At 70.0% G+C, this 25,348-nt stretch carries 21 protein-coding genes; 6 read left to right on the forward strand and 15 right to left on the reverse strand.

The genetic code is table 11. The annotated features are described in order from the left end of the window. Window positions 1-88: 88 nt before the first annotated feature. The 4 genes from ACFWJB_RS29725 to ACFWJB_RS29740 all read right to left on the reverse strand — a co-directional run bounded on the left by ACFWJB_RS29725 (window position 89) and on the right by ACFWJB_RS29740 (window position 4,444). A complete protein-coding gene (locus ACFWJB_RS29725) occupies window positions 89-547 on the reverse strand; it encodes a MaoC family dehydratase (protein WP_385470213.1) in 459 nt (152 codons plus the stop codon). A 46-nt stretch (window positions 548-593) separates the two neighbouring features. Then, a complete protein-coding gene (locus ACFWJB_RS29730) occupies window positions 594-1,928 on the reverse strand; it encodes an MFS transporter (protein WP_385470215.1) in 1,335 nt (444 codons plus the stop codon). A gap of 237 nt (window positions 1,929-2,165) precedes the next feature. Next, window positions 2,166-3,425 (reverse strand): acetyl-CoA C-acetyltransferase, encoded by a 1,260-nt coding sequence (locus ACFWJB_RS29735; RefSeq protein ID WP_386926101.1) that lies wholly within the window; start codon window positions 3,423-3,425, stop codon window positions 2,166-2,168. 110 nt (window positions 3,426-3,535) lie between these two features. Continuing rightward, complete coding sequence (locus ACFWJB_RS29740; RefSeq protein WP_385470219.1) at window positions 3,536-4,444, reverse strand: LysR family transcriptional regulator; 909 nt, start codon at window positions 4,442-4,444, stop codon at window positions 3,536-3,538. Window positions 4,445-4,694: 250 nt separating this feature from the next. Between ACFWJB_RS29740 and ACFWJB_RS29745 the strand changes: the two genes are divergently transcribed. From ACFWJB_RS29745 to ACFWJB_RS29760, 4 genes are read left to right on the forward strand one after another with little or no spacing between them, the layout of a single operon-like run. Further along, complete coding sequence (locus tag ACFWJB_RS29745; protein ID WP_385470242.1) at window positions 4,695-5,612, forward strand: CoA transferase subunit A; 918 nt, start codon at window positions 4,695-4,697, stop codon at window positions 5,610-5,612. Window positions 5,613-5,662: 50 nt separating this feature from the next. After that, entirely contained in the window at window positions 5,663-6,466 is an 804-nt protein-coding gene (locus tag ACFWJB_RS29750; protein WP_386926103.1) for a CoA-transferase subunit beta, read from the forward strand. A gap of 51 nt (window positions 6,467-6,517) precedes the next feature. After that, on the forward strand, window positions 6,518-8,023 hold the full coding sequence (locus tag ACFWJB_RS29755; RefSeq protein ID WP_386926105.1) for a 3-hydroxyacyl-CoA dehydrogenase: 1,506 nt from the start codon (window positions 6,518-6,520) through the stop codon (window positions 8,021-8,023). A 26-nt stretch (window positions 8,024-8,049) separates the two neighbouring features. Then, window positions 8,050-9,210: an acyl-CoA dehydrogenase family protein gene (locus ACFWJB_RS29760; RefSeq protein ID WP_386926107.1), complete on the forward strand. Its 1,161-nt coding sequence runs from the start codon at window positions 8,050-8,052 to the stop codon at window positions 9,208-9,210. Window positions 9,211-9,273: 63 nt separating this feature from the next. Here ACFWJB_RS29760 and ACFWJB_RS29765 read toward each other — a convergent pair whose 3' ends face one another. The 6 genes from ACFWJB_RS29765 to ACFWJB_RS29790 all read right to left on the reverse strand — a co-directional run bounded on the left by ACFWJB_RS29765 (window position 9,274) and on the right by ACFWJB_RS29790 (window position 17,007). After that, window positions 9,274-9,966 carry a hypothetical protein gene (locus tag ACFWJB_RS29765; RefSeq protein ID WP_385470227.1) on the reverse strand — a complete coding sequence of 231 codons (693 nt, stop codon included), beginning with the start codon at window positions 9,964-9,966 and terminating at the stop codon, window positions 9,274-9,276. Between the two features lie 29 nt (window positions 9,967-9,995). Beyond that, on the reverse strand, window positions 9,996-12,356 hold the full coding sequence (locus ACFWJB_RS29770) for a hypothetical protein (protein WP_385470228.1): 2,361 nt from the start codon (window positions 12,354-12,356) through the stop codon (window positions 9,996-9,998). Between the two features lie 21 nt (window positions 12,357-12,377). Beyond that, complete coding sequence (locus ACFWJB_RS29775; protein ID WP_385470230.1) at window positions 12,378-12,803, reverse strand: hypothetical protein; 426 nt, start codon at window positions 12,801-12,803, stop codon at window positions 12,378-12,380. Between the two features lie 178 nt (window positions 12,804-12,981). Beyond that, window positions 12,982-13,641, reverse strand: coding sequence for a hypothetical protein (locus ACFWJB_RS29780; RefSeq protein ID WP_386926110.1), 660 nt, complete (start codon window positions 13,639-13,641; stop codon window positions 12,982-12,984). Between the two features lie 103 nt (window positions 13,642-13,744). Beyond that, the gene (locus tag ACFWJB_RS29785; protein ID WP_386926112.1) at window positions 13,745-16,642 is read right to left on the reverse strand and encodes a trypsin-like serine protease; all 2,898 of its coding nucleotides are present in this window, start codon (window positions 16,640-16,642) and stop codon (window positions 13,745-13,747) included. A gap of 53 nt (window positions 16,643-16,695) precedes the next feature. Continuing rightward, entirely contained in the window at window positions 16,696-17,007 is a 312-nt protein-coding gene (locus ACFWJB_RS29790; protein WP_385470236.1) for a trypco2 family protein, read from the reverse strand. Window positions 17,008-17,278: 271 nt separating this feature from the next. On the opposite strand from ACFWJB_RS29790, the gene ACFWJB_RS29795 reads away from it, so the two are divergent. Continuing rightward, entirely contained in the window at window positions 17,279-18,394 is a 1,116-nt protein-coding gene (locus ACFWJB_RS29795) for an RDD family protein (RefSeq protein WP_386926114.1), read from the forward strand. A gap of 228 nt (window positions 18,395-18,622) precedes the next feature. Here ACFWJB_RS29795 and ACFWJB_RS29800 read toward each other — a convergent pair whose 3' ends face one another. The 3 genes from ACFWJB_RS29800 to ACFWJB_RS29810 form a co-directional block, all read right to left on the reverse strand. After that, window positions 18,623-18,775 carry a hypothetical protein gene (locus tag ACFWJB_RS29800; RefSeq protein ID WP_386926116.1) on the reverse strand — a complete coding sequence of 51 codons (153 nt, stop codon included), beginning with the start codon at window positions 18,773-18,775 and terminating at the stop codon, window positions 18,623-18,625. Between the two features lie 5 nt (window positions 18,776-18,780). Beyond that, window positions 18,781-18,975 carry a ribbon-helix-helix protein, CopG family gene (locus tag ACFWJB_RS29805; protein WP_386926118.1) on the reverse strand — a complete coding sequence of 65 codons (195 nt, stop codon included), beginning with the start codon at window positions 18,973-18,975 and terminating at the stop codon, window positions 18,781-18,783. A gap of 236 nt (window positions 18,976-19,211) precedes the next feature. Then, on the reverse strand, window positions 19,212-19,727 hold the full coding sequence (locus ACFWJB_RS29810; protein WP_386926120.1) for an ATP-binding protein: 516 nt from the start codon (window positions 19,725-19,727) through the stop codon (window positions 19,212-19,214). A gap of 242 nt (window positions 19,728-19,969) precedes the next feature. Between ACFWJB_RS29810 and ACFWJB_RS29815 the strand changes: the two genes are divergently transcribed. Beyond that, complete coding sequence (locus ACFWJB_RS29815; protein WP_011030530.1) at window positions 19,970-20,962, forward strand: LysR family transcriptional regulator; 993 nt, start codon at window positions 19,970-19,972, stop codon at window positions 20,960-20,962. A gap of 172 nt (window positions 20,963-21,134) precedes the next feature. Here ACFWJB_RS29815 and ACFWJB_RS29820 read toward each other — a convergent pair whose 3' ends face one another. Both ACFWJB_RS29820 and ACFWJB_RS29825 read right to left on the reverse strand, forming a co-directional pair. Beyond that, a complete protein-coding gene (locus ACFWJB_RS29820; RefSeq protein ID WP_386926122.1) occupies window positions 21,135-22,370 on the reverse strand; it encodes a protease in 1,236 nt (411 codons plus the stop codon). A gap of 165 nt (window positions 22,371-22,535) precedes the next feature. Beyond that, complete coding sequence (locus ACFWJB_RS29825) at window positions 22,536-25,133, reverse strand: collagenase (protein WP_386926124.1); 2,598 nt, start codon at window positions 25,131-25,133, stop codon at window positions 22,536-22,538. Window positions 25,134-25,348 lie beyond the last annotated feature (215 nt).

Genomic DNA, 25,348 nt, shown 5'->3' on the forward strand with positions numbered 1-25,348 from the left:
GACCGGACGGTCCGGGGCCCACGCCTGCACGGCGACCGGGACCCTCCCGGGTGCGGAGGGCGGCGCCGTCAGTGCCCCGTCGTGCCCGTCACGGGTAGTAGTGCGTGAGGGACTCGGCCGCGCAGGCCGGCTTGGCCGAGTCCTCCAGCTCGAAGGTGAAGGAACGCGTCACCTGCACTCCGCCCCGCTTGACCGGTTCGACGGCGGCGACGGCCGCGTGCAGGCGGACGCGGCTGCCGACGGGCACCGGGGCCGGGAAGCGCACCTTGTTGACCCCGTAGTTGAGGGCCATGCCGACATCCCGTACCTCGAGCAGTTCCGAGAACATCGGGATGCCCCAGCTGAGGACCATGTAGCCATGGGCGATGGTCCGGCCGTAGGGTCCGGCGGCGGCACGCTCGGTGTCGGTGTGGATCCACTGGTGGTCACCGGAGACCTCGGCGAAGGCGTCGATGAGCTCCTGGGTCACCCGCCTCCAGCCTGAGTGACCGAGATCCTGGCCGGCGAGACCGGTGATCCCGTCGATGCCGTGGACGATGCGGGGCATGGGGTGGGGGCCTTTCTGTGGTGCGGTGCTCCTGGGCGGTACGCGGTCAGGCGGCGGCCATCGCGTCGGCCGGCTTCTCGTCCGTCGCGGCCGTCTCGTCGTAGTTGGGGCGCTTGAGCAGGAACAGCATGCAGACGAGGGTGAGGGCGACCTGGAACAGTGCGTACGCGATCACGGTGGCGATGGAGCCCGACTGGTTGAGCAGGAACTGTCCGATGATCGGCGTGGTGCCGCCGAGGATGGTGCCGCAGAGCTGGTAGCTCAGGGAGATCCCGGTGTAGCGCAGGTGCGCCGGGAAGCGGCTGGCGAGCAGGCCGGCGAGGGCCGCGTAGTAGAGGCAGTGCGGGACGGTGGCGACGACCACGCCGAGCATGGCCAGGGCGTAGTTCCCGCTGGCGATCAGCATGAACATCAGCGGCATCAGGACGAGCTCGGGCACCAGCATGACGGCGACCGCGCGCGACTTGCTCTTCATCTTCGTTGCGATGACGGCGCCGAAGGGCTGGACGAGGACCTGGGTGATGTTCGCGACGAGGAGGATCGTCAGGAACGAGCTGCGGTCGAAGTCGAGGCTGCTGGTCGCCCAGGACAGGGCGAAGGTCCCCTTGAAGTAGGTGGCCGACAGACCGATGGTGCAGGCGCCGATGCCGAGGGCGATCAGCCCGGGGTGCTTGCGGAAGACCTCGAGGACCGGGACCTTCGCGACTTCCTTCTTCTCGATGATGCCGGCCATCGCCGGCGATTCCTCGACCTTCATCCGGACGAGGAGTCCGACGAAGACGAGGGCGGCGGAGGCGATGAACGGCACTCGCCAGCCCCAGGAGACGAAGGCATCGTCGGGCAGCTGGCTGATCGCCAGGAAGCTGACGGTGCTGAGGGTGTTGCCGACCGGGGAGCCCTGCTGGGCGAAGGCGCCGTACAGGATCGACTTGCCCTTGGGCGCGTGTTCGGAGGCGATGAGGACGGAGCCGCCCCATTCGCCGCCCAGACCGATGCCCTGGATCATGCGGATGAGGATCAGAAGGATCGGAGCGGCCACACCGATGCTTGCGTAGCCCGGGAGCAGACCGATGGCGGTGGTCGACAGGCCCATCATCAGGAGAGTGATGACCAGCGTCTTCTTGCGGCCGAGCCGGTCACCGAAGTGGCCGAAGACGATGCCGCCGAGAGGCCGGGCGAGGAAGCCGACCCAGAAGGTGCAGAACGCGACGAGGGTGCCGAGGGCGCCTTCGAGTTCGGGGAAGAAGACCTTGTCGAAGACCAGTGCGGCCGCGGTTCCGTAGATGTAGAAATCGAACCATTCGATGGTCGAGCCGATGAAGGCTCCGATTCCGGCTCTGCGCGCGGTTGTGTTCCGCTCCTGGCTTGGGATGGTGCTCATGACGGCTCCCATGGGCAGCGGTGATCAGGGGAATTGGAGGGGGTGGAGGTGGGGGCTCCGGAGGGCGGCGGCGACGTGCCGGCCACGGGACGGGGCGTCCGTCCCGTTCGATGGCGCAACGCTGCCAGTCGCCGCCCATAGCGGTCCAATACTGAATGACGGATTCAGTGAGACGATCTGCGTATCAGTGAGCGCGGTGCCCCGCCCGGTGCGGGGCGGGAGCGGACGCGCCGTCGCCTACGGGGCGATGCGCTCGAACACCGCGGCCAGGCCCTGTCCGCCCCCGATGCACATCGTCTCCAGGCCGAAGCGCGCCTGCCTGCGGTGCATCTCGCGGGTCAGGGTGGCCAGGATGCGGGCACCGGTCGCCCCGACGGGGTGGCCGAGGGAGACCCCGGAGCCGTTGACGTTGATGCGTTCGTGGTCGGCGTCGGACAGTCCGAGGGCGCGGGTGCAGGCGAGGACCTGCGCGGCGAACGCCTCGTTGAGCTCGATCAGGTCGAGGTCGGCGAGCGTCAGTCCGGCGCGGCCCAGCGCGGCGCGGGTGGCCTCCACGGGTCCGATGCCCATCGTCTCGGCGGGGACGCCCGCACGGGCGAACGACACCAGGCGTACGAGCGGGGTCAGGCCGAGCCGCTCGGCGGTCTCCCTGGTGGTGACGAGGCAGGCGGCTGCCGCGTCGTTCTGGCCGCTGGCGTTGCCGGCCGTGACGGTCGCCTCAGGATCGGAGGCGTGCATGAGGGGCTTGAGGGAGGCCAGTTTCTCGGCGGTCGTGTCCGGGCGGGGGTGCTCGTCCGTGTCCACCACGACGTCGCCCTTGCGGGTGCGTACGGTGACGGGCACGATCTCGTCGTCGAACAGGCCCTCGGCCATGGCCCGTGCGGCGCGCTGCTGCGACCGCAGGGCGAGCGCGTCCTGGTCCTCGCGGCTTATGGCGAACTCGCGGCGCAGGTTCTCGGCCGTCTCGATCATGCCGCCGGGGATGACGTGGTGCTCCCCTCCGGCCGTGACGCGGCCACGCGCCAGGGAGTCGTGCAGCTGGAGTCCGGCGCCGCGGATTCCCCACCGCCCCTCGTGCGTGTAATAGGGCGCCGCGCTCATCACGTCGACGCCGCCGGCCACGACCACCTCGCTAAAACCGGACCTGACCTGCATGGCGGCGTCGAGTACGGCCTGCAGGCCCGAGCCGCAGCGCCGGTCGATCTGCACGCCCGTCACCCGGTCGGGGAGGCCGGCGTCGAGTGCGGCGACGCGGCCGATGGCGGGGGCGTCGGCGGTGGGGTACGCGTGGCCGAGGACGACCTCGTCGATGCGCTCCGGGTCGACGGCGCTCTCCCGGACGACGGCCGAGACGACCTGCGCGGCGAGCGCCGCGGGACGCTGACCGGCGAGCGCACCCCCGAAGCGGCCGATGGGAGTGCGCAGGGGGGCGCAGACGACGACATCGGTTCCCGCCGCCGGCGTCGGCCGAGGGGGATTCGCTGGCTGTGCGGGCATGCGGTGGGGCCTTTCCGGTCAGGCAGACAACGGCGTCTGGGCCGACCCTCGCATCCCCCGGCCCTTCAACTCCAATACTCAGTTGCTTGCCGACTGATACCGATTCCGTCTTAGTCCGCTGTGAGACCGGGCGGCGTGGGCAGGGCCTCCTCGGCGACGGCGAGGACGGTGCGCAGCGCGGCGGAGGGGTTGTCGGCCCGCCAGGCGAGGGCGGCGTGCAGCCGCACGGGGTCCCCTTCGAGGGGCCGGTAGACGAGGCCCGTGCCCTGGACGTGCTGGACGGAGGTCAGGGTGAGGGTCACACCGACGCCGGCCGCGACCAGCGCCAGGATGGTGTGCGAGTCGGGCGCCTCCTGGGTGATCCGGGGGACGACGCCCGCCTTCTCGCACGCCTCGGTCATGGCGTCGCGCAGGCTGGATCCCGCGTTGGCGGGAAAGGTGACGAAGGGTTCCTCGGCGAGGTCGGCGAGCGCGATGCGCTCCTGGCGGGCGAGGCGGTGGTCCGACGGCAGGGCGCAGATCAGTTCCTCCTCGTAGATCACCCGGGTCCGTACGCCGGGACGGCGGGCGGGGAGCCGGACGAAGCCGAGGTCGAGGGTGCCCTCGGCGACGCGGGCGAGGGCGGTGTTCGCGTACGTCTGCCCGGCCAGGACGAGCTCGATGCCCGGATAGGAGGCGCGGACGGCGCGGGTGAGCAGGGGCAGCGCCTCGTGACTGGACGCTCCGGCGAATCCGACGGTCACCCTGCCGAACTCCCCGCGGCCGGCCGCCTTGACCGCGCGCGTGGCGAGGTCGAGGTCGCTCAGCACGGTGCGGACGGGGCCGAGGAAGGACTCCCCGGCGCTGGTGAGCCGCACGGACCGGGTGCTGCGTTCGAAGAGCTGGACGCCGAGCTCCTTCTCCAGTTGCCGGATCTGCTGGCTGAGCGGCGGCTGCGCCATCTGGAGCCGCCGGGCGGCCCGTCCGAAGTGGAGTTCCTCGGCGACGGCCACGAAGGCGGTCAGGTAGCGCAGTTCCACGGAGCCTTCTCCCTGCCGTCCTCGGCACGGCACAGCATTGATTCGTTCAGCGTCTCGATCTCACCTTAATTCGGTATTGGACGGCAATCAATGGCTCCTGGCACCGTGTGACGCGACACCCGCACCCCCCGAGGAGCTGCCACCCGTGAACCGATCCGTGGACTCCGCCCCCGACGGCTCCCAGGGAGCCGACGTCGCCGTCGCGCCTCCGGCTCCCGCGAGGAGTCCGGGCGGCGGCGCGGACAAGACGATGTCGATGAGGGAGGCGATCGCCGCCTTCGTGCACGACGGCGACACCGTCTGCCTGGAGGGTTTCACCCACCTGATCCCGACCGCGGCCGGACACGAGATCATCCGCCAGGGCCGCAGGGACCTCACCGTGGTCCGCATGACCGCCGACATCGTCGTGGACCAGATGCTGGCCGGAGGGTGCGTGTCCCGGCTGGTGTCCTCCTTCGTCGGCAACTCGTCGGCCGGTTCGCTCGGAGAGCTGCGCCGGCGCGTGGAGCGGGCCGACCCGGAACCGCTCGTGTTCGAGGAGTACAGCCACCACGGGATGGTCTGCCGCTATCTGGCGGGCGCGCAGCGGCTGCCGTTCTTCCCGCTGCGCAGCTACGCGGGCAGCGACCTGACGAAGGTCAACGACGGCCTGCGCAAGGTGACGTCGCCCTACCCGGGACCCGACGGCGAGCCCGAGCAGATCTACGTCGTGCCGCCGGTGAACCCCGATGTGACGATCGTCCACGCCCAGCGCGCCGACCGCAGCGGCAACACCCAGGTCTGGGGCCTGACCGGCGTCCAGGCGGAAGCCGTGTACGCGGCCCGCACGGCCGTCGTGGTCGTCGAGGAGGTCGTCGACGACGAGGTGGTGCGTTCCGACCCCAACCGCACCGTGATCCCCGCGCACGCCGTGGACGCGGTGGTCGAGTGCCCCCGGGGCGCGCACCCGTCGTTCGCCCAGGGCTACTACGACCGCGACAACGCCTTCTACCGCGCCTGGTCGGCCATCAGCAAGGACCCCGTACGGCTGCGGGAATGGATGGCCGAGTGGGTGTACGGCACGAAGGACCACGCCGAGTACACCGCGAAGCTCGGCGAGGAGCACTGGGCCTCCCTCGCGGTGGGCGAGGCCATGAGCCTGCCCGTGAACTACGGGCGGCGGCTGTGACCGCCGCACGGCCGGCGCCGCACCTGACCGCACCCGAAGGAGAGCCCAGGATGACCACCGCGACGACGACCACGCCCGACGCGTCACAGGACGCGCCGGAGGTCACCTCGTCCGAACTGCTCGCCGTCGTGGCGTCGCGCGCCCTGGCGGGCCGGCGCACCGTCTTCGCCGGTATCGGGCTGCCCACCCTCGCGGCGTCGCTGGCCCATCTGACGGTGGCGCCCGGTCTGGAGATCGTCTACGAGTCCGGGGTGTGCGGCGCTCATCCCTCGCATCTGCCGGAGACCATCGCGGACGCCGTCCTGATCACCGGCGCCGAGGCGGTGCTGACGATCCCGGCGCTGTTCGGCTACGTCCTGCAGGGCGGGCACATCGACGTGGGCTTCCTCGGGGCCGCGCAGATCGACAGGTGGGGCAACCTCAACTCGTCCGTGATCGGCGACTGGCACTCCCCCGACGTGCGGCTTCCCGGCTCCGGCGGGGCGATGGAGGTGATGGCCAACGCGCGGGAGATCTTCGTGGTGATGCGCCGCCACACCCCGCGCTCGTTCACCGAGCGGCTGGACTTCTGCACCTCCCCGGGGCCCGACCGCGCCCTGGCCGACGGCATCCGTCCACTCGGCGCGGGCGTCACCCGGGTGATCACCGACCTCGGTGTGCTCGAGCGCCGGGGCGTGGGCGACGAGTTGAGGCTTGTGGCCGTGCACCCCGGGGTGACCGTGGACCAGGTACGAGAAGCCACCGGCTGGGACCTGAAGGTCGCCGAGGACGTGACCGTCGTCGCCCCTCCCTCGGACCCCGAACTCCGCCTGCTGCGCGAGGACGTCGACCCCGAGCGCGTCTATCTGCGCTGACCGGCCGCGAGACCGCCGAGCCGAACCGTACCGAAGCAGGAGACAACGCGTATGCGCATCAGAATCGTCGGTGCCGGTGTCATGGGCCGCGGCATCGCCCAGTGGGCGGTGACGGCCGGACACACCGTCGAACTCGCCGACGCCCGCCGGGAGTCCGTGGACGACGCCGTCCTCTTCGTCCGCACCATGCTCGAACGGGCAGCGGAGAAGGGCCGGATGAGCGCCGAGGCCGCGGAAGCCGCCGTCGGGCGCCTGGTCCCGGTGGACTCCCCGGCCGCGCCCGGTGACGACGTGGAGCTGGTGGTCGAGGCCGTCCTGGAGGACCTCGACGTCAAGACCGCCCTCTTCCGGCAGCTGGAGGAGGTCCTGCCCGCCTCGACCGTCTTCGCGACGAACACGTCGTCGCTGCCCGTCACCCGGATCGCCGCCGGGCTGGAGGACCCCTCCCGCCTGGCCGGACTGCACTTCTTCAACCCGGTCCCGCTGATGAAGGTCGCCGAGGTCATCCCCGGCGCCCTCACCCGTCCCGGACTCCCGGAGAAGCTCGCGGAGATGGTGCGGGCCGGCGGGCACGCCGCCGTCGTCGTGGCCGACACCCCGGGCTTCCTCATCAACCACGCCGGGCGCGGGCTCGTCACCGAGGCCCTCGCCCTCCTCGAGGAGTGCGTCGGCGACCCGGCCGGCATCGACCGGATCGCCCGTGACGTGCTCGGGCTGCGCATGGGCCCGTTCGAGCTGATGGACCTCACCGGGCTCGACGTGACGGCGACCGTGATCGACACCATCTGGGAGGGCTTCCGCTACTCCGACCGGCTGCGCGCCTCGTACCTGACCCCCAACCGCGTCGCGGCCGGGCTGCACGGACGCAAGACCGGGCGCGGCTTCCACACCTACGGCTCAGCCGCACCCGCGGCGGAGCCCGAACCCGCCCCCACCGGGAACGCCACCCGTCCCGTGCACGTACCCGGTGACAGCGCCGACGCCGCCGCGCTGCGGGACGCGCTGACCGCCTCCGGCGCGACGCCGGCACCGCTCACCGGGGACGCGCTCGTCCTCGTACCGGTGTGGGGCACCTCCGTGGCCGCCGCGGTCGCCGAGCTGGGGCTGCCCGCCGCCCGCACCCTCGGCGTCGACCCCCTGTCCCTCGGCACGTCACGCCGGGTCCTGTCGGTGACCCCGGCTGCCGACCCGGAGGCCGCCCGGGACGCCCGCGCCGTCCTGGCCGGCGGCGGGCACCGTGTCACCCCGGTGCGTGACACGGCGGGTTCCGTCGCGCAGCGGCTGCTCGCGTCGATCGTGTCCGTGGCGTCGTCCATCGCGGAGCGCGGGATCGCCGCCCCGGCCGACATCGACACCGCCGTCACGGCCGGCCTGGGGTACCCGACCGGACCGCTGGCCTGGGGCGAACGCGTCGGCGCCCGGCGCATGCTCGACCTCCAGCGTGCCCTGCACGCCACGACCGCCGACCCCCGGTACCGCCCCACCCGGTGGCTGACGGAGCGGGCGCAGCTCGGTCTCCCCCTCACCGAGCCGGGCACCGATCCCGCCGCGCGCTGAACACCACCCACTGAAGGAGAGACACCGTGCTGACAAGGGACTTCGGGCTGACCGAGACCCAGCGGGACTTCCGCGCCCTGGCGGCGGAGTTCGTCGACAACGAGATCGTGCCGCACACCCGCGACTGGGACCGGGCCGAGCGGGTCGACCCGGGCATCGCCAAGCGCCTCGGGGACCTCGGCATCCTCGGGCTGATGCTCCCCGAGCAGTACGGGGGCGTCGAGGCCGACATGCTGTCGTACGTCCTGGTCACCGAGGAGCTGGGCCGGGGCGACTCGTCGGTGCGCGGCATCGTGTCGGTCTCGCTGGGGCTGGTGTCGAAGACCATCGCGTCGCACGGTACGGACGAGCAGAAGGAGAGCTGGCTGCCCCGGCTCACCGCGGGTGAGGCGCTCGGCTGCTTCGCCCTCACCGAGCCGGGCACCGGGTCCGACGCCGGTTCCCTCACCACCCGGGCGAGGCGCGACGGCGACGACTGGATCATCGACGGCAGCAAGATGTTCATCACCAACGGCACCGTCGCCGCGGTCGCGTTGACGTTCGCCCGGACCAGCGAGCGGGGCGTCACGGCCTTCCTGGTCCCTACGGACACGCCGGGCTTCACCGCCAGGGAGATCCACGGCAAGCTGGGGCTGCGGGGCCAGGCGACCGCCGAACTCACCTACGAGTCGGTGCGCGTGCCCGACTCGGCCCGCCTCGGCGAGGTGGACCGGGGCCTGGGCATCGCGCTCGGTGCCCTCTCCCGCGGCCGGATATCGGTGTCGGCCGGCGCGGTCGGCCTCGCCCAGGGCGCACTCGACGCCGCGGTGCGCTACTCCACGGAGCGCACCCAGTTCGGCAAGCCGATCGCCTCCTTCCAGCTGGTCCAGGAGCTCCTCGCGGACTCGGCCGTCGACGTGCAGACCGCCCGGCTGCTCACCCACCACGTGGCCCGGATGGCGGACGCCGGCGCCTCCCCGAAGGAGTACGCCACCGACGCCTCGGCCGCGAAGTACCACGCGAGCGAGACGGCGGTGCGGGTGAGCAACAACTGCCTCCAGGTCTTCGGCGGTTACGGCTTCATCGACGAGTACCCGGTCGGCAAGTACCTGCGCGACGCGCGCGTGCTGACCCTGTACGAGGGCACCAGCCAGGTCCAGAAGCTCATCATCGGCCGCGCGCTGACCGGGGTGGACGCCCTGGCCTGACGGCAGGCGGCCCCTCCTAAGGAGGGGCCGCCTGCTCGTGGTCGTTGCCGCGTACGCCGGCGGCTACGCGGGCTCCAGCACGGGCCGCGCGGGGAGCCCGCCGTTCTTCTCGCAGCGCAGTTCCTTGGCCATGGCCAGCGAGAAGGAGTGGGCCACGGTCGCGTAGGCGTCCTTCAACGCCTCGACGTCGCCCTCGGGCTCGGTCGGCATCATCCAGCGCTCCACGCCGATGGCGATGTGGGCCGCTTCCGACTCGCCGGCCAGCTTGTCGCTCATGCACGCGAACTGGACGTACGCCATGTCCGCCGCCGCCAGAGCCTCCTCACCCATCTTCAGCACGGTGAACTTCGGGGCCGCCGGGTCGTCCGTCGGGGCGCCGTCGGCCAGCCTCCAGGTGATCCTGAGATCGAAATCCGGCGTGCCGATGGGCATGTAGACACGGCAGATGTCCCCGTCGTACGTCTTGGGGTCCAAGAACGCGTTGGCAAGAGCTTCCGCGGCCTGCGCGACGGTGTCCTTCTCCGCCGACGCCTCGAAGCGCGACGACCCGGTGATCACCTTCAGGGCCTTGGCCGCGTCGGCGGACACGGCCTTGCCACCGCAGAGTTCCGTCCCCGCGACGACCTTGTAGTCGTCGGGAACCCCGTCCTCGTTCCCGTCACCTCCGCACCCCGTGGTGCCGAGAAACAACGAGCCGGCCACGGCCGCGGAGAGGAGTCCCCGGCGTACCGACCTACGACTGATCACTGTCCGCATCCTCACGTGTCCTCGGCCGTCCACCGGCCTCAGCCGGTCTCCGGACCATTGCCCTGCTGCTTCGCCCGGTCGTTGCCGACCCCGTAGCCAATCAGCATTGATTCGTGCAGGTCCTGCTTGAACACGTTCTTGTCGGAGTCCAAGCCGTGACGCCTCAGGAATTCCTCCATCGGGGCCTCGGCCATGTTCTCACCGGCGGAGTAGACCGCCTTCCTCTCCTGGTCGGTGAGGTCCTCCATCTTCTCCTTGTGCTCATCCACCGACTTGTCCGAGATATCACCGATCATCTGGCCTATGACCTGTTCCGCAGCGCCACTGGCGGTGTCGGTCGCCAGCGGGATGAGCACCGCGGCCGTGCCCACGGCCGCCGTCGCGGGCAGGAAGGCGACGCCCGCCGCGATACCCGCCGTGGCCCCGAACTCGATCCAGCCCGACCGCTTGGCTACCGCCTTCTCGTAGTCCTCGTGGGTCTTGAGGTTCGTCGCCTCCACCTGATCGGCCCGGGACTGGTCGAGCATGCCCTGCACCTCGGCGCCCACTCGCACGGTCGCCCTGGCCCTGGCCTCGACCTCCTCGGTGATTTTTCCGTCCGGCCCCACTGTCCCTTCCAGCACGCTGCGGGTGTAGACCTGCTCCGCGGTCGAGAGCGTCGCGTAGGCGTCCGGATGCTGCCCGAGGGTGCTGAGGAAGCCCCGGACGACGCTCCGCCCGTTCCCGTCCACGCTGTCCCCGAAGTCGATGTGCCCGTCCGGGTTCTTGCCCGGCGCGAACACACTGCCCGGATCGTTCTCGGCCAGCGCCCAGTTGATGTCGTCGATGTAGCCAGCGCCCATGACGCCCAGGCTGTCGGCCATCGCCTCGTGGCGTTCCTTGAGCAGGCCCGGCTCCTCGCTGTACTTCTCCATGACCTTCTGCATGATCGCGGCGTTGTCCGCGTCCCGCACCACGTGGGCGTCCGGGTGCCCGGCGGGGTAGCCGAGCGTGGCAGCCTCGAGGGCGTGGCCCAGGGCGTCGGGCATGTGGTTGACCGACGCCTCCAGCTCCTTCGGGTCGAGCGTGTTGACGTCGCCGAACGACTCCCACTTCTCGTTGGTGAAGAAGTCGAGGTAGTTGTCGAACGCCTCGCCGTCCTTGTCCTTGCCGAGGTCGGCCGTGGCGCCGTGGTTGACCGTACCGTCCTCGTTGTAGGCGGTCGGGGGGTCGGCGAAGAACTTCTTCGCCGCCTCCGGACTGTTGCCGAGCGCCTCCAGCATGGCGGTGGCCGGGTCGTAGCCGGCACCGTTCACCCCGGAGGGGTTGTAGGGGTTCTTGAACCAGCTGTTCACCATCTTGGTCTCGGCGAACAGGTCCGGCTTCTTCGCGTGCAGTTGCGCCACGTGTTCGGCGATCGGGTTGAGGAACTTCGCGTCGTAGTTCCCGTACCGCATGATCCCGCCGAGCAGCTGGTACCCGAACGGCCCGCCGGTTTGGTACTTGGACAACTCGATGTGCTCTGTACCCAACTTGCGCAGCTCGGGGCCCCACTTCTCGGTGAACTGCTTGTCGTGGGAGGCGGTGGCCAGGTTGAGGCCCAGGTTCTTCTGAAGCTCCTGCACGTCCTTGAGGCGCTCCGCGTCGACCTTGCCGTACTCCTGCGTGTCCATCGCGAGCTGACCGAAGAACGCGAGCGACTTCTCGGGGCCGAGCTTCTGATAGAAGTTCTTGGCGAACTCCTCCGACGAACTGTTGTCCTTCAGCAATTCGTTGAGCTGCTCAAGTTGCTTGTGCGTGAGGTCCTGGCCCTTGGCCGCCAGGGCGGCGGCACGGGCGGCCTCCTCCTGGTCCAGCTTCGTGTACTTCGGAGCGCTGAAGTCCTTGCGGTCGGTGACGTTGGCCTCGAGGGTGTTCTTGAAGGAGAGGTCGGTGTCGTTGCAGTTGTCGACGATGAGGTCGATCCGCTTCTGCCACGACTCGATGTTCTTCTTCTCCTCCTGGAGGAGCTGGCTGTAGTCGGGGTCGTGCCGCGCCGCGGGAATCTCGGACAACGGGTTCTTCGCCGTGACCTTGCCCTTGCCGTCCACGCGGACGCCGGCCGCGGGTCCCTCGTGGTCCCGGATGTTGACCAGGTCGTCCTTGGCCTTCTTGATGGCCGCGTGACCCTCTTCCAGGATCAGCTTCACGCCCTTGGCCTCGGCGGCGGCGTCCGCGAACTCCTTGACCGTCTTGCCGATGAAGGCCTTGGTGACCCCCGCGTTGACGCCCTCCCAGGCCGCCTTGTCCGCCTTCGCCTTCATCCCGTCGGCGGCGTCGGTGGCGAGCTTGTCCAGCTTCCCCGCCATTTCGGACCAGTCGTCGGCGGCGGCCTTCAGCTTCGCCACCGGGGCGTCGATGATGTCCTCGTACTTCAGCATTGTCGCGCGCTCCCCCGAGCCCTACTTCATGTATTCCGACAGTACGGATATCCGCGTCAGATCGCCCTCGATCTTCGCCTCGTCCTTGGCGTGCCGGGCCTTGCTGTAATCGAGGTGGTTCGAGATCTGCGCGCAGGAGTCCAGCAGCGTCTTCAGGTGGGTCTGCCAGAAGTCGTGCACCTTCAGCACGGCCGCACCGCTCACGAAGTTCCCGTTGGTCAGCGCCGTCGCCGCGTCGAAGGTGGAGGCACGGGCGATGTCGCCGTCCTTGCCCAGCCGTCCCAGCAGGTCGTACGCGTCGCTGCCGATGGCGCCGAGGTCGTCCCGGTGGACCACCAGGTCCCCACCACCGCCTCCGCCGCCTTCGGCCGGAATGCTGTCGATCTGCATGGCCGTCCGTGTGGCCGACGCCTCGCGCAGTTCGGCCCATTCTTGCTCGAACGTCATGAACTCCCCCAACTTCCTCCGGGCAGGCCACTCCACCGTATCCACGCGGCCACCGGCCTGATCACCTGTCGCTTGTATCATCACCCGGGGCGGCCGGTGGTTGAATCCCCGAACCCCGGACAGCCCTCTCACACGATTCCCCGAACAGCTCCCGGCCCGGCATGACCCTGCGCCCCGGTCAGCCGTCGAGCGCGGCGGAGGGCTCGTCCCCGTCCTGGGCCTGCCGGGCGCGCTGGGCGAGCATCGTTGCCAGGTCCCGGGCACCGTCCTCGTCGATGCCGCCCTTGTCCGTGGAGACCGCCTCGGTCCACAGCAGCGTCGTGCCGACCCGGGTCTGGGTCACGGCACCGGGCTCGCCGAGGAAACCGGAGGCACCGAACCGGGCGTCGCGTTCGTCACCGACCGGACCGAGGCCGAACGTCCTGGGGCTCTGTCCCGCCCTCTTGCTGTAGAAGCCGTCCCAGAGCACGTCGTACGCGTTCCGGGCGGACCGTTCGCTGTCGTAGGCGACGATCAGAAAGGTGACGGTGGCGGCGCTGTCGTCGTTCCGGAAGGTCGAGGCGCCGAAGAAGCGGGAGTTCTCGCACCCCGCGTTGCCCTTGATGGGGCAGGCCTGCGAACGGTAGAGCTCGTCCATCTCGACGGCCGTGGGCCGGGCGGACTCCTTCCAGCCCGGCATGGCCTCGCCGTCCGGCAGCGTCTCCCGTACTTGTTCCTTCGTGAGCGCCACCGCCTTGCCGCCCCCGCTGCCGCCCTCCGCGTCACCGCCGTCGCCACCGCCACAGCCGGCCAGCAGCAGTGCCGCCGCGACCGCCGCGCACCACCGGTAGTCCCTCATGACCATGCCACCACCCTCCGAGCGGAGATCCTACGTGGACCGTCTGCACACAGAGGGCGCCGCCCATGGACCGAGACCGTCGGCTGCCGGCGCGAGTGACCGGTCAGCGCCGGAGCCAGTCGAGCAGTTCGTCGTGACGTAACTGGTAGACCGTTCCTGCTGACCTCAGCAGACCGCGTTCGTGGCACCAGCGGAGGAATGCGGTCAGGCGCCACGGCAGCCTTCCGTGCATGGCCAGGAGCAGACCGAGGTACTGGCGGCTGGTGACCGCGACGAAGCCGGGCCCGGCAGCAACGCCGCAGGCCAGGGCCGTGACGACGGCGAGGGGCCAGGGAACCCGCAGCCATTCGACGCACAGCGTCCCGTAGAGCGTGAGGATCACGACGACGACGCCGGACACCACCCCTGCCATCGCGTCGTTGCGCAGGGGAGACAGCGGCGTGGGCACCCCGGGCGGATCCGGGTCCGGGTCTCCGCCGTCCTTGCGCCGGGCGGCGCGCAGCCCCGCGGGTACCCCCACCGCCAGCCCGATTGCTCCGGCACCGCATCCCGCGGTGAGCCCGATGAAATCGCCGAGTCGGCCGGCGAGGAATCCGGCCCCCGCTGTCACCGCCAGGGCTGTCGGGGTAGCGACGGCCAGCAGGCGGGGGCGGTCGATGTCCGCGCGCACCGCCAGCGCCAGGCCGAAGCCGAAGACGGCGGCGAATCCGGTGCCCGCGGCCAGCGCGAAGCCCGGACCGAACACGGGCGTCAGCGGCAGCATGAGGACGCCGCCCAGTGTGGCTCCCAGGAGTACCCGGCTCCAGCCGAGTCCGCTGCACAGCCGCTGGAACAGGATCCGGCGGGGCTGGACGTACCGTGCGCGTGCGTTCCAGGCCGACAGCAGCGGCGCGGGGGTCAGCAGTGCGAGCAGCACCGCGCCGGGCAGTGGCAGGGCGTGGTTGCGGTGGAGGCATACCGCCAGGGAAAGCAGCGCGGGAAGCCAGCAGGCGATGGTGATCGCCGCGGCCGCATAACGGGCGCTGCGCGGCCCGGCGACCGGCCACAGCGTATGGATGGCCAGGTCTCGGGACGGCATGACGGCGCCGCCGTCGTCGGCCGGGGCGGCGTGGCCGCCGCGGAGGCTCGTGGTGAGCAGCCGTAGCCACCGGGTCACGGCTTCCGCCTGGTACCGCCGGCGCCGTTCGCCCTGATCCGGCTCGCACAAGGCCGGGACGAGTTCCTCCAGCAAGGTCGCCCGCAGCTCCTCCCGCGCTCGGCCGTCCGAGGCGGGGGCACCGACGAAGGAGAGGAGTTTCGCGGCTCCGGCCTCCGTCTGCGAGGCCAGTGACGCCAGGGTGAGCATCCATGGTGAGGACAGCACGGCTCTCATGGCCGTCCCCGTTGCGCGGAGCTCGCTCTCCAGCTCGGCGAGCCGGGCCCTGTCCCTGGTCCGTTCGTTCAGGAACCGCCAGCCGTCGACGGGCTGGACCCTCTCGATCCGCACCGTCGCACAGTCCAGCAGACGCTGATCGGCGCGGCTGAGCTCGGCGTACTCGTCCGCACGGCAGGTCAGCACCAACGGACCGGCGAACCGGTTGAGTTCGGCGAGTGCGGTGACGGCCCTGGGTCGTTCACCGTCCGCGGGGTCCATCTCGTCGAGGCCGTCCAGGACCGGCATCACTCGGCCGGAGGCCAACAGGTCCCGTGCCCTGGCCTCGGAGCCGCCCAGGTACTCCTGACCCAGGCGAGCGGTGAACCAGTCGGCGAACACCACGCCGGTGTCCCACTCCGACAGGTCGACCGGGACCGGAACCGGACCGTCGTAGTGCGTGCGTGCGAGCAACCGGTGAACGAGTTCATAAGCCAGGAGCGTCTTGCCCGAGCCGGGACCGCCGGTGATGACCAGGCGTTTGGGCCGGAGCGCGTCCAGGTAATGGGCGATGCCGTCGAAATCCCCGCGGGGCCAGGCGCTGTCCGCGTCCCTGCCGCCCTGTGGCAGGGTGACGAAAGTGACGTTGATGGCCTTGCGGTCGTTGCCCAGCAGTTGCCAGCGACGTCGCCCCACCTCACCTCGGACGACCTCGCGCAGCCCTCGGACCGCGTCTTCCCGGCCGGCTCCTGCCGGCCGCGGGCCACGGAACCAATCGATACCCCATCCGGCCAGAACGCCGGAGAGCGTCGACCCGACCGGCCAACTGACGCCCGGCGAGGGCGGGGACAGCGCCAGGAGCGCCAGGATCGTCGTCGTCCCTGCCGCTGCGGGCGCCAGCAGCTTCCTCAGGCGCTGCCGTGATGAGGGTGGAGGCAGGGCGATCGGCGTGTGGTCCGGCTCGTCGTCGGGCCCAGGAGGCGCCCCGTCGACGTCCTCGACGACGAAGTGGACACCGTGGGCACGCAAGGTCTGCTCGAATCCCGGCAGTTCGGCGAGGACGCTGACGGGGACGGCTTCCAGCACGCCGGGGGCGAAGCCCTTCTCCGTGGTCACGACCGCGATCAGATGCGGTCCGCACAGCAGCCCGGTCCCCGAGCTGCCGCGCCATCCCGAGCGGCTCGGCACGATGCCGACGTCGACCTGCACCGTCGTCATCCGCGATCTCATGCCGTGCAACGGGTCCACATGGCCGCGTACAGGCATGGTGTCCCGCGCATGGTCGGGACGTGTCACCGCGTCGGGAAAGCCCAGTCCGACGCAGGGCACTCGGTGCTTGCCCACGACCCGCCCGAACCGCACCGGTGGCGTCACCGGCGGTCGCCAGTCCGGCCCGGTGATCCGCAGCAGCGCACCGTCCGCGTCCGGCAGCACCCCCGAAGCGGCCTCTTCCGGCAGCCACACCAGTTCGGCAGCCGTCCAGTCCGTGCGGCTCTCCGGATCCAGCTGCCGGACCTCCACGCCACCGCGCATCGGAACCCCGTCCACGATGTGGTGTGCGGTGAGCACGACGTGGTCGCCGATCAGGTACCCGCTGCCCGACCTCCCTGAGGCCGGATTCCAGATCTCCATGACCCGTGCCTGGTCCATCCCCCGTCCTGTCCCTCACCAGACGAGCTGATCTCCACGCGGGGCCGTTGGCGCTATTTCGGACGCCGCGGGGAGTCGGCGGAGATTCTCAAGTCGTTGTCGTCGCCGTCGACCGGCTGCAGGGTGAGCTTGACACGATGGGTCCGACCCACGCTTGCGGCGCCCTGGGCCTCGACCGTCCATGGAAGAACGAAGACCTTGGCCCTGGCCCCACCGTCCTTCTTGACCTCCACCGTGAACTCGAGCTCGACCGGCCCGGTCCTGAATCTGACGGACTCCCCCCTCCCCGTTTCCATGGCGCTCTGCAACTCGGCTCGAATGACGCTGATGGTCTCCCCCAGCTCGGCCCAGGATTCCTGCGGCACGTCAATACCCCTTCGGTCAGGACCGTATCCGGTCCCGATCTCCCCGGGAGCCGCAATCAGCAAACACCGGTCTTCCCTGCATGGCGCACGACCACTCCCCGGTCCGCGTCCGGGTTCTCACGCGCACCTGCCCGGTGCCATGGGGCTGCGCTAACCTGTGCCACTCGGCTTTTGCTGACTCTTCGTCATCACGGGGGCGTACGTGTCTCAATATTCGAGGTCCGCAAGGACAGGAGCAGCCGAAGAATTCGGCTTAGCCTACGGGCCGCACATGCCTGGGGCCAGTCGACGGATCATGGCCTGGCTGATCGATTTCGCCCTCGTGGTCGCGGTGGCCGTGCTTCTCGCCTCCTTCACTTTCCATCGCATCAGCGCGCTGATGACCGACACCACCGAGCTGGTCGGCAGCAGTGCCTGGGAGGTTCTCACCTCGGGCGGTCAGCCGCTCGATGTCCCCGAGCAGGTGTGGGACGACATCTGGGGCTCCGCTGTGAGTGCCGTCCAGCAGGCGTTCGTCGCGTTGGTACTCATCACCTTCGCCTACCATTTCACGGCGCTCGTGCTGACCAACCGCACCGTGGGCAAGCTGCTGCTCGGCCTGCGCGTCTCCCCCACCCAGCCGGGTGTCCTCGGGCCTCGTCGGGCCGCGATCCGAGCCGGTGTCACCACGCTCGCCGATGTCGGCTGCTTCGCGGTGGCCTGCTTCGTGCTGATCAGCGGCTCGTTCGCGCTGTCGGTGTTGTGCTGGATGGTCGCGGTGGCCGTCTTCTGGGCCAATGGCGTCCCCGCCCTCCGGGGCCGCCGGCTCTCCCTCGCCGACCGCCTGGCCGGCACCACCGTCGGCAACATCACGCTGCCCCAGCCCGATTGGGGCGCCGCGCGGCAGGGCGTCCGCCAGACGATGGACCTGGGGCGCACCAGGGTCCGCGGTGGCCGGGCGGCCTGGGAGAACGCGGTTCAAAGCGCCCAGGACAGCCGGCAGCGGATCGCCGGGCACGAGACCGTCCGGCGAGTCGTCGACTCCGAACTGCACCGCGCCGCGGCGGACAAGGGCCGGGCCGCGTTCGACCGCGCCAAGGCCGCCGCCACCCGCAAGCGCCGCGACAACACGCCCCCGATCCCGCCTCAACCCCCTCCCTTCGTTCCGCCTCAACCCCCTCCCTTCGCTCCGCCTCAGCCCGCTTCCTTCGCTCCGCCTCAACCCCCTCCCTTGGTTCCCCCTCAGCCCCCTTCCTTCGCCCCGCCTCAACCCCCTCCCCTCGCTCCGCCCCAGCCCCCTCCCTTCGCTCCGCCCCAGTCCCCTCCCCTCGGCTTCGCCTCTCCCGGGGACCCCGTCCCTTACCCCCCGGCGCACGCGGAGAACACCTCGTCCACCGATCCGCCGTAACGACGCGACCTGGAGAGCAAACCGCGGGCCGACAGAGGGTTCCGGAATCGTCGCGCACTCCAGGTGCGTCCCCACCGCGCACAGGTCAGGCGACCCGTGTGCGGTTGTAGCCAAGCGCGATGTCCCGACGGACACGTCCGGGTCGGAGCATCGCGGCGGGCACGTGCCGTCGAGGTTCTCCTCGGCCTTGATCGTCACGGCAGTGGTCCGGATCCCGTCAGCCGAGCGTCAACTCACGGGGAACCAGGTCGACAGACGCTTGGCGATGGCCTCCACCTCGACGTTGTCCTGTGCGACATCCTCGATGAACGGGCCGGCCACGGAGACGGGTGGCGGGACGGTACTGGCGCCGACGCCGTTGAACCGCCTGGATGAGCGCATGCCGGTCACTTCAAGTAGTCCAGGATCTCCGCATCGCTGTCCATCAGCTCGGCCAGGACGTCATCGACCTTCAGCTCGGCCCGGTCCTGGGCCTCACGGATGGCCTCAATGGCGAGTTCCTGCTTACCGCGGCCCTCCCGACGAGCCCGCTCGGTGAGCTTCGCGTCAAGGTCGTCGGGGAGCCGGAGTGTCATCGTCATACAGAGCTGAGGTCAGGAACCCTTGACCGCAGGTTCGAGGATCGCCACGCACTCCACGTGGTGCGTCATCGGAAAGATGTCGGCCTGAGGCAGCCGCAGAAAAGGCCAGGTCAAGGGCTGTTTCTCGGCTCGCTGTGCAGCTTGAAAGCGGCCAGAGCGTCAGACGAGCGTCATCACGCCCTCAGGCACACCCGCCTGCCCTGGGTCGGCTACTGGGCCGCCCGAGGAGGACGAGCTCACATCGCCGGAAACAGACTCGCCAGTAGTCCGCTTCCCTGGGGAGCCAGTGACCAGCGTTCCCGGTGCGCCTCGAAGCCGTGGTCCGCCTCCTCAGCCGGAGCCGACTCGATAGCCCGCTCCTGTGGCGTCCGCAGCGGCAGAACCGCCCAGCAGCGCTTCCCGCGGGAAGTGGTCTCGACTCCCCGTATCAGACTGAGGTCCTCGATCAGGGCGAGTCCCCGCCCGCACTCGTCGTCCGCCTCCGTCTGCCGAGGCCGCGGCAGCTCCCGGCTGTCATCGAGGACCGCGACGACGACCATGTCGTGCACCAGCGTCAACTCGACGGTCATGGGCCCGCCCGCGTGCCGCAGCCCGTTGGTGAGGAGCTCGGAGGTCACGAGTTCCGCGCTGAAGCGGAGCTCTTCCTCGACCGGCCCTCCCCACCAGCTCAGCGCGGTGGAGACGCGGTGGCGGGCGCGGTGAACCGCGGCCCCGGTCGCTTCGACGGTGAAGCTGATGCAGGTGTGAGGCATGATGTCGCTCCTCGATGGCGGTGCGCTTCAGGCTTCCGCAGTCGCCTCTGCGGACCAACACGCAGGTCCGAGATTTCCACGGCGGTCACCCGGGAACAACCGGCCAGGCCATACCAGAGGCTCCGGCTCATCCATAACCCTCGGGCTTCTGGTCGACCGAAGGCGTCAGGCCGTCCCGGATTCCCCACCGCCTTCCTCCTGGCGCATAATGGAACTCTGTTCGCCCGGAGCGAGGTGCCCCCGTGGAACTTGAGCTGCGCCACTTGCGCGTGCTGTGTGCGATAGCCGACGCGGGGGGCGTCGGCCGGGCTGCTGCGGCGCTCGGATACACCCAGCCGGCGATGAGTACCCAACTGCGCCGCATCGAGGGACTGCTCGGCGAGGGGGTCTTCCTGCGCAGCAGCGCGGGCGTGGAGCTCACCGCCTACGGCGCCCAGGTCGTCGGCCGGGCCCGGGAGATCCTGGCGCTCTCCGACAATCTCGCACGGCTGCGGCCTCCCCGCTCGTCCGGGGCGACACGTCGGCTTCGCCTCGGGGCCATCAACACACCGGTGGTACCCACCTTGCTCGACGTCCTCCGTGAAGCCTGCCCCGATCTGACCGTCTCGGTCAGCAGTGTGTACGCGACCGGAGAACTCATCGATCTCCTAGAGGCCGGCGAGCTCGACGTCGCCCTGGGTTGCGACTACCCAGGGCTGCCTCTTCGACACTCTCCGAAGCTGGACCACCGAGCTATCAGAACCGTCCCGGTGTTCGTGGCCACCCCTGCCGATCACCCACTGGCGCACCGGCTGGAGGTGTCCTTGGCCGACCTGTCGGAGGACGCGTGGTTCGTCTCCGCGGACGACGGGGTGGGCTGGCCCGGCGCCTTCTACGACGCTTGTGGGGCCGCGGGGTTCAGGCCCGCCGTCACCCACGAGTTCCACATGCTCGACCAACTGCAGTCGATGATCGCCAAGGGTCTGGGGGTGGCTGCCGTCCAGCCCACCATGCGCCCGGTGGGCGGAGTACTGGTTAAACCCCTCGCGGGGGATCCGCTGTGGCAGCGGCATCTGCTCGTCTGGCGGCGGGATTCGGTCGAGGCGTCGGCCGTCGAGGTGGTGCACCATCATGCCGTACGCGCCCACTGGCAACTGCTGTCGCAGGCTCCGCACTTCCAGAAATGGGTGACGCGCGCATACGCACCCGCCCGTCCCACGAACGGAGCCGGAAAGGCGCTCCCCGGTACGGTCTAATCGGCCGACGGGTTCCACCGCGCTGCGGCGTGCACGACGTGCCACGCCCCCGCCCCCAGTCCGCTGGGTGGCGGACGGAGCGGAGCACGGGGAAAGACGCCGACCGCGCGTGCGGCGGTCGACGTCCTCGTGATGTGACCGGGGCGGCGTACTCACGGTCCGCCCGGGCTGCTTAGCCGGCCAGCAGCGTGACCCCGCGGTCCGCCAGTGCTCGGCTGATCGGTTCGTGGATCATGCCGCATCCGCTGTTCGGCCCCCCGCTGAGGATGCCGTGGGCCGTTGAGCCGTCGTAGACGCCGCTGCCGCTGTCACCGGGAGCGTCGCATGCGGTGGACCAGGTCATGCCGGTCAGGGTGCGGCCTGGGTAGGACACCGTTGCGTTGGTCTCGGTGATCTGCCCGCAGGTGTAGCCGGTCGTGGAGCCCTGCTTGCACACGTACTGGCCGACGTAGTCGTAGTCCCAGTTGGTGATGCGGGTCGAGGGGTAGACCCAGCCGCGCGGCTGCCAGAAGCCGGGGTCGTCGACCCTGACGATCGCGGAGTCGCCGTAGTAGCCGAAGGTGTAGTCGGCGACGTGACCGACCCCCTGGTAGCCGTAGCTGTAGGTGGGGACCTCCCAGTACGAGCTGTCCTCCGCACAGTGGCCGGCGGTCATCATGTAGTAGCTGCTGCCGCTGTACGCCATGAAGGCGCTGGAGCAGCGGACGTTCGTGCCGTAGATGGCCAGGCCCGAGCGCAGCGGGGGGTCGCACGAGTACTGGCCGCCGCAGTAGAAGGGTTCGGAGGCATGCGCGTAGGTGCTGACCTCGAGGCCATCGCCGAGGGTCCGCTTCGCCCACTCCACGACTGCGTGCTGGGCGGGGGTGAGGGTCTTGCCCCGTGGCAGGTCCAGACGAACCTTGTTGTCCTGCACCACCACCGCGGACTGCAGGCCGTGGGCGGCGCCCTTGTTCGCTGCGGCGATACGGTGGGCCAGTCCTGCGGACATGCGGTCGAGTTGCCGCAGGCTGCGGTCGACGACGACGGTGGTCGTGTCGGGTACCTGAGCCTGCGCGGACCGGGCCTCGACGAGGGCCGTGGCCGTCGACCGGGTGACGGCCACGGTCAGCCTGCCGCCGTGCTTCTGGTCGATCCAGGCTCCTGCGAAGCGGGAACCCAGGCGCTCACGCAGCGCTGTTGCGACGCCGGTGAGCCGCTCCTGCCGCAGTACGCGCCGCTGTGCCTCCTGGGTGGAGATGTGCTGGTCCGCTGCGAGTTGGCCGGCCGCGGCCTGTTGCGAGGCGCTGAGCCGTGACGTGCCCTGGTCACCGCTGCCGACGGCGGGTGTGGCGAGTGCGCAGGTGAGACCGACGGACGTGATGAGGGACCACATGGCGCGGCGTCGCCTGCGTGCGGGTAATGACTTCACGCTCTGCCTCCTGGGAGGTAGGGATGCCCGTGTGCGGGCGGGCGATGTGTTCTCGGTCCGGGGCGACGGAGGTCTCCCCCCCTGCCGCCGCACCGGACGCCGCCCGGGGCGGGGAGAGCCGCCCCGGGCCGTCGTGAGGGTCGTGCCTTGGTGCGGAGCCGTGGGTCAGTAGGCGGAACTCACGGTGACGCCGCTGAAGCTGCTGACGGCGTGCAGGCTGATGTAGTTGGCGCCGGCCGGCGGGTTGGTGATGGTCAGGGTGTGGTTGTTGCCGGCTCCCGTGGCCCGCTGCGTGTAGCTCGTGGTGCCGGGCCAGCCGCTGGTGCTGTAGTACAGGTCCGCGTCGCCCGTCCCGCCGGAGGTGGTGATCTTCAGCTGGGTGGTGCCGGCCGGGACGTAGAGGTACAGGTAGGCGTAGTTGCCGGTGGTGGCGGACTGGTTGCCGCGTTGGCAGTTCTGGCCCAGTTCCCGAGTGTCGGTCCCGGTGCATTCGGTGCCGCCGCCTCCGCCGCTGCCGACGGTGACCGTCCTCGTGGCGGTGGCGGTGGCTCCCTTGTCGTCGGTGACGGTCAGCTTGACCGTGTAGGACCCGGCCGACCCGTACGTCTTGACGGGGTTGGTGGCCGTGGAGGTGGTGCCGTCGCCGAAGCTCCAGGAGCGGGAGGCGATGGTGCCGTCGGCGTCGGTGGACTGGTCGGTGAAGGTGACGTTCAGGCCCTGGACGGCGGTGGTGAACGCGGCGGTGGGCGCCTGGTTCCCGGGCGGGTTGGTGCCCCCGCCACCGCAGTTGCCGGCCGCGCAGGCCGCCAGCCAGGTGTACCAGTCGTTGTCGTAGCGGGTGCCGATGGTGCCGGTCAGGTAGCTGCGGGCGGCGTTCCAGTTTCCCGCGCGGTAGTAGCTGAGGACGGTGTCCATGTCGGCGCGGTGGTTCTCGAGCATGTACCGCACGGCGAGGTAGCCCCAGCGGTAGATGCGCGTGGTGTCGTGGCTGTACGTGGTGTCGAACAGGGTGCTCAGCGCGTACGTGCGACGCCCCGCCTCGGTCGTGGCCTCGGTGTAGGGGACGCCGCGGTAGGAGTAGGAGACGTACTCGGCGAAGCCTTCGACCCACCAGATGGTCGGGGTGGTGATGTTGGCGTTGAAGTCGCCGTACATGTCGAAGCGGCCGTCGAGGTAGTGGGTGTACTCGTGGTTGAGGTTCCAGATCTGGAAGTCCGGACGCAGCCACTCGGCCTCGTAGGCGATGAAGCGCGGCTGGTTGCCGGCCGCCGACGGATTCCCCTCCAGGTACATGCCGCCGTTGTTGGTGTCGATCCCGTACATCGCGCCGGCGTAGGTCTGGTAGTCGGTGCTGGAGTCGAAGACCACGACCTCGATGGTGCTGTTGTTGTCGTTCGCGACGGGGCCGTTGTCACGGACCACGTTGTGGAAGTAGGCGTCCTGGTTGCGCAGGCTGCTGCAGCTGGAGGACAGCTCGCCCGAGGTCATCTGCTGCGCCTTGATGGTGATGCTGGAGCTGCATGGGTAGGTCACCGTCAGGACGGAGCGGGCCAGTTGTGCCTGGAGGTCGCAGGTGCCGTAGTAGGAGCAGTTGGCCTTGTCGTAGTAGTCGGTCATCTCGGCGACACCGACCCACAGCGGGGCCGTCCGGCCCTTGATGGAGCTGGAGTTGAGCAGGCCGCCGGCCAGAGGGCTGACCTTGGAGCGCAGTGCGGAATGCTGCAGGAACCGGCCGAGTTCACGTCCCGCGTTCGACGTGAGGTAGGACTGGTTCGTTCCCAGCAGCGCGAGGTGGCCGCTCGCGAAGTTGTAGAGCGCGTCGATCAGGCCGGGGTCAGACTGCACGGCACTCACGAACGCGGGCACCTGGTGACCGCGGAAGGTCACCGTGTACACGTTGTTGACCGCGTTGAGCATCCACCACGACGAGTTCCAGGTGGAGTCGTAGTCCGCCAGCAGTCGCTTGACGACGTGGATGTAGCGGGCGTTCTCCTCGGCGCTGTCGATGAGCGTGACGGCCTCGGCGAGCGTCTCGCCGTTGGCGTCGTTGACGTCGCGGGAGTGCGGGCTGGCGAAGAAGGCGTCGAGCCCGGCGCGTATCGCGGTCTGCAGGCTGCTGCCGTAGGTGCCCACCGTGCCGGCGTTGTAGTAGTGCACGTAGTAGCCGGCGCGCAGGTAGAGCACGAGCTGCGGCATACCGGTGGAGGCGTTGCCCGGGTAGGACGTCGAGCCGTCGCGCAGGGCGTAGGCGACCGAGGTCATCTGCGACTCACGGAAGGCGTAGTAGGCGTCGTTCCCGGTCAGGTTGAACAGGGTGTTGACGCAGTCGGTCGTGGACGCCTTGATCTGCTGGACCAGCGCGCCGCCGCTCCGGCTGGTGAAGTCGGAGACGTTGCACGCGGCGGCACGCGCACGGGAGTTGCCGGTCTTGCCGGCGACCGCCTTGTCCGTCGACTTCGAGGGACGGACCGGCGCCTTCGCGGTCTTGCCGTACACCTCCTTGAGCGCGTCCTTACTCGCGGCCACGGGCGGAAGCTCGGACGCCTTCGTGCGTCCCTGCGCGACGTGCTCCGTCTCGGCGGTGGGGGACTGCGCGACGGGCGGGGGTCCCGCGTGCTCCGGGTCGTCCGCCGCGACGTGCACGACGGACCCGGTGTTCCCGGCTGCGCCGGCCGGCTGCGACAGCAGGCCCACGCTCATGGCGACGGTCAGGGCCAGCGGCAGCGCCGCCCCCAGACCTCGCCGTACCAGTGACTTTCTCACAGCGCCTCCCATGAGGGATCCGGCCGTGCGGAGCACGGCCGACTGAAGGGGGAGAGGGCGTGGGAAACGGAGTACCGCGCTGCCACCTGACGGAAGACGGATGTCCTCTCCGTCTTGGCATGGCCACGCCCTGCAACATGGAACATGGCACAGGTGACATTGCACAGGGAATGGCGTCGAGGAGTGAGACCGTGGGCGGGACCGGTGCAAGCGGG

It is taken from the genome of Streptomyces sp. NPDC127100, from assembly GCF_042724095.1.
Taxonomy (GTDB): Bacteria; Actinomycetota; Actinomycetes; order Streptomycetales; family Streptomycetaceae; genus Streptomyces.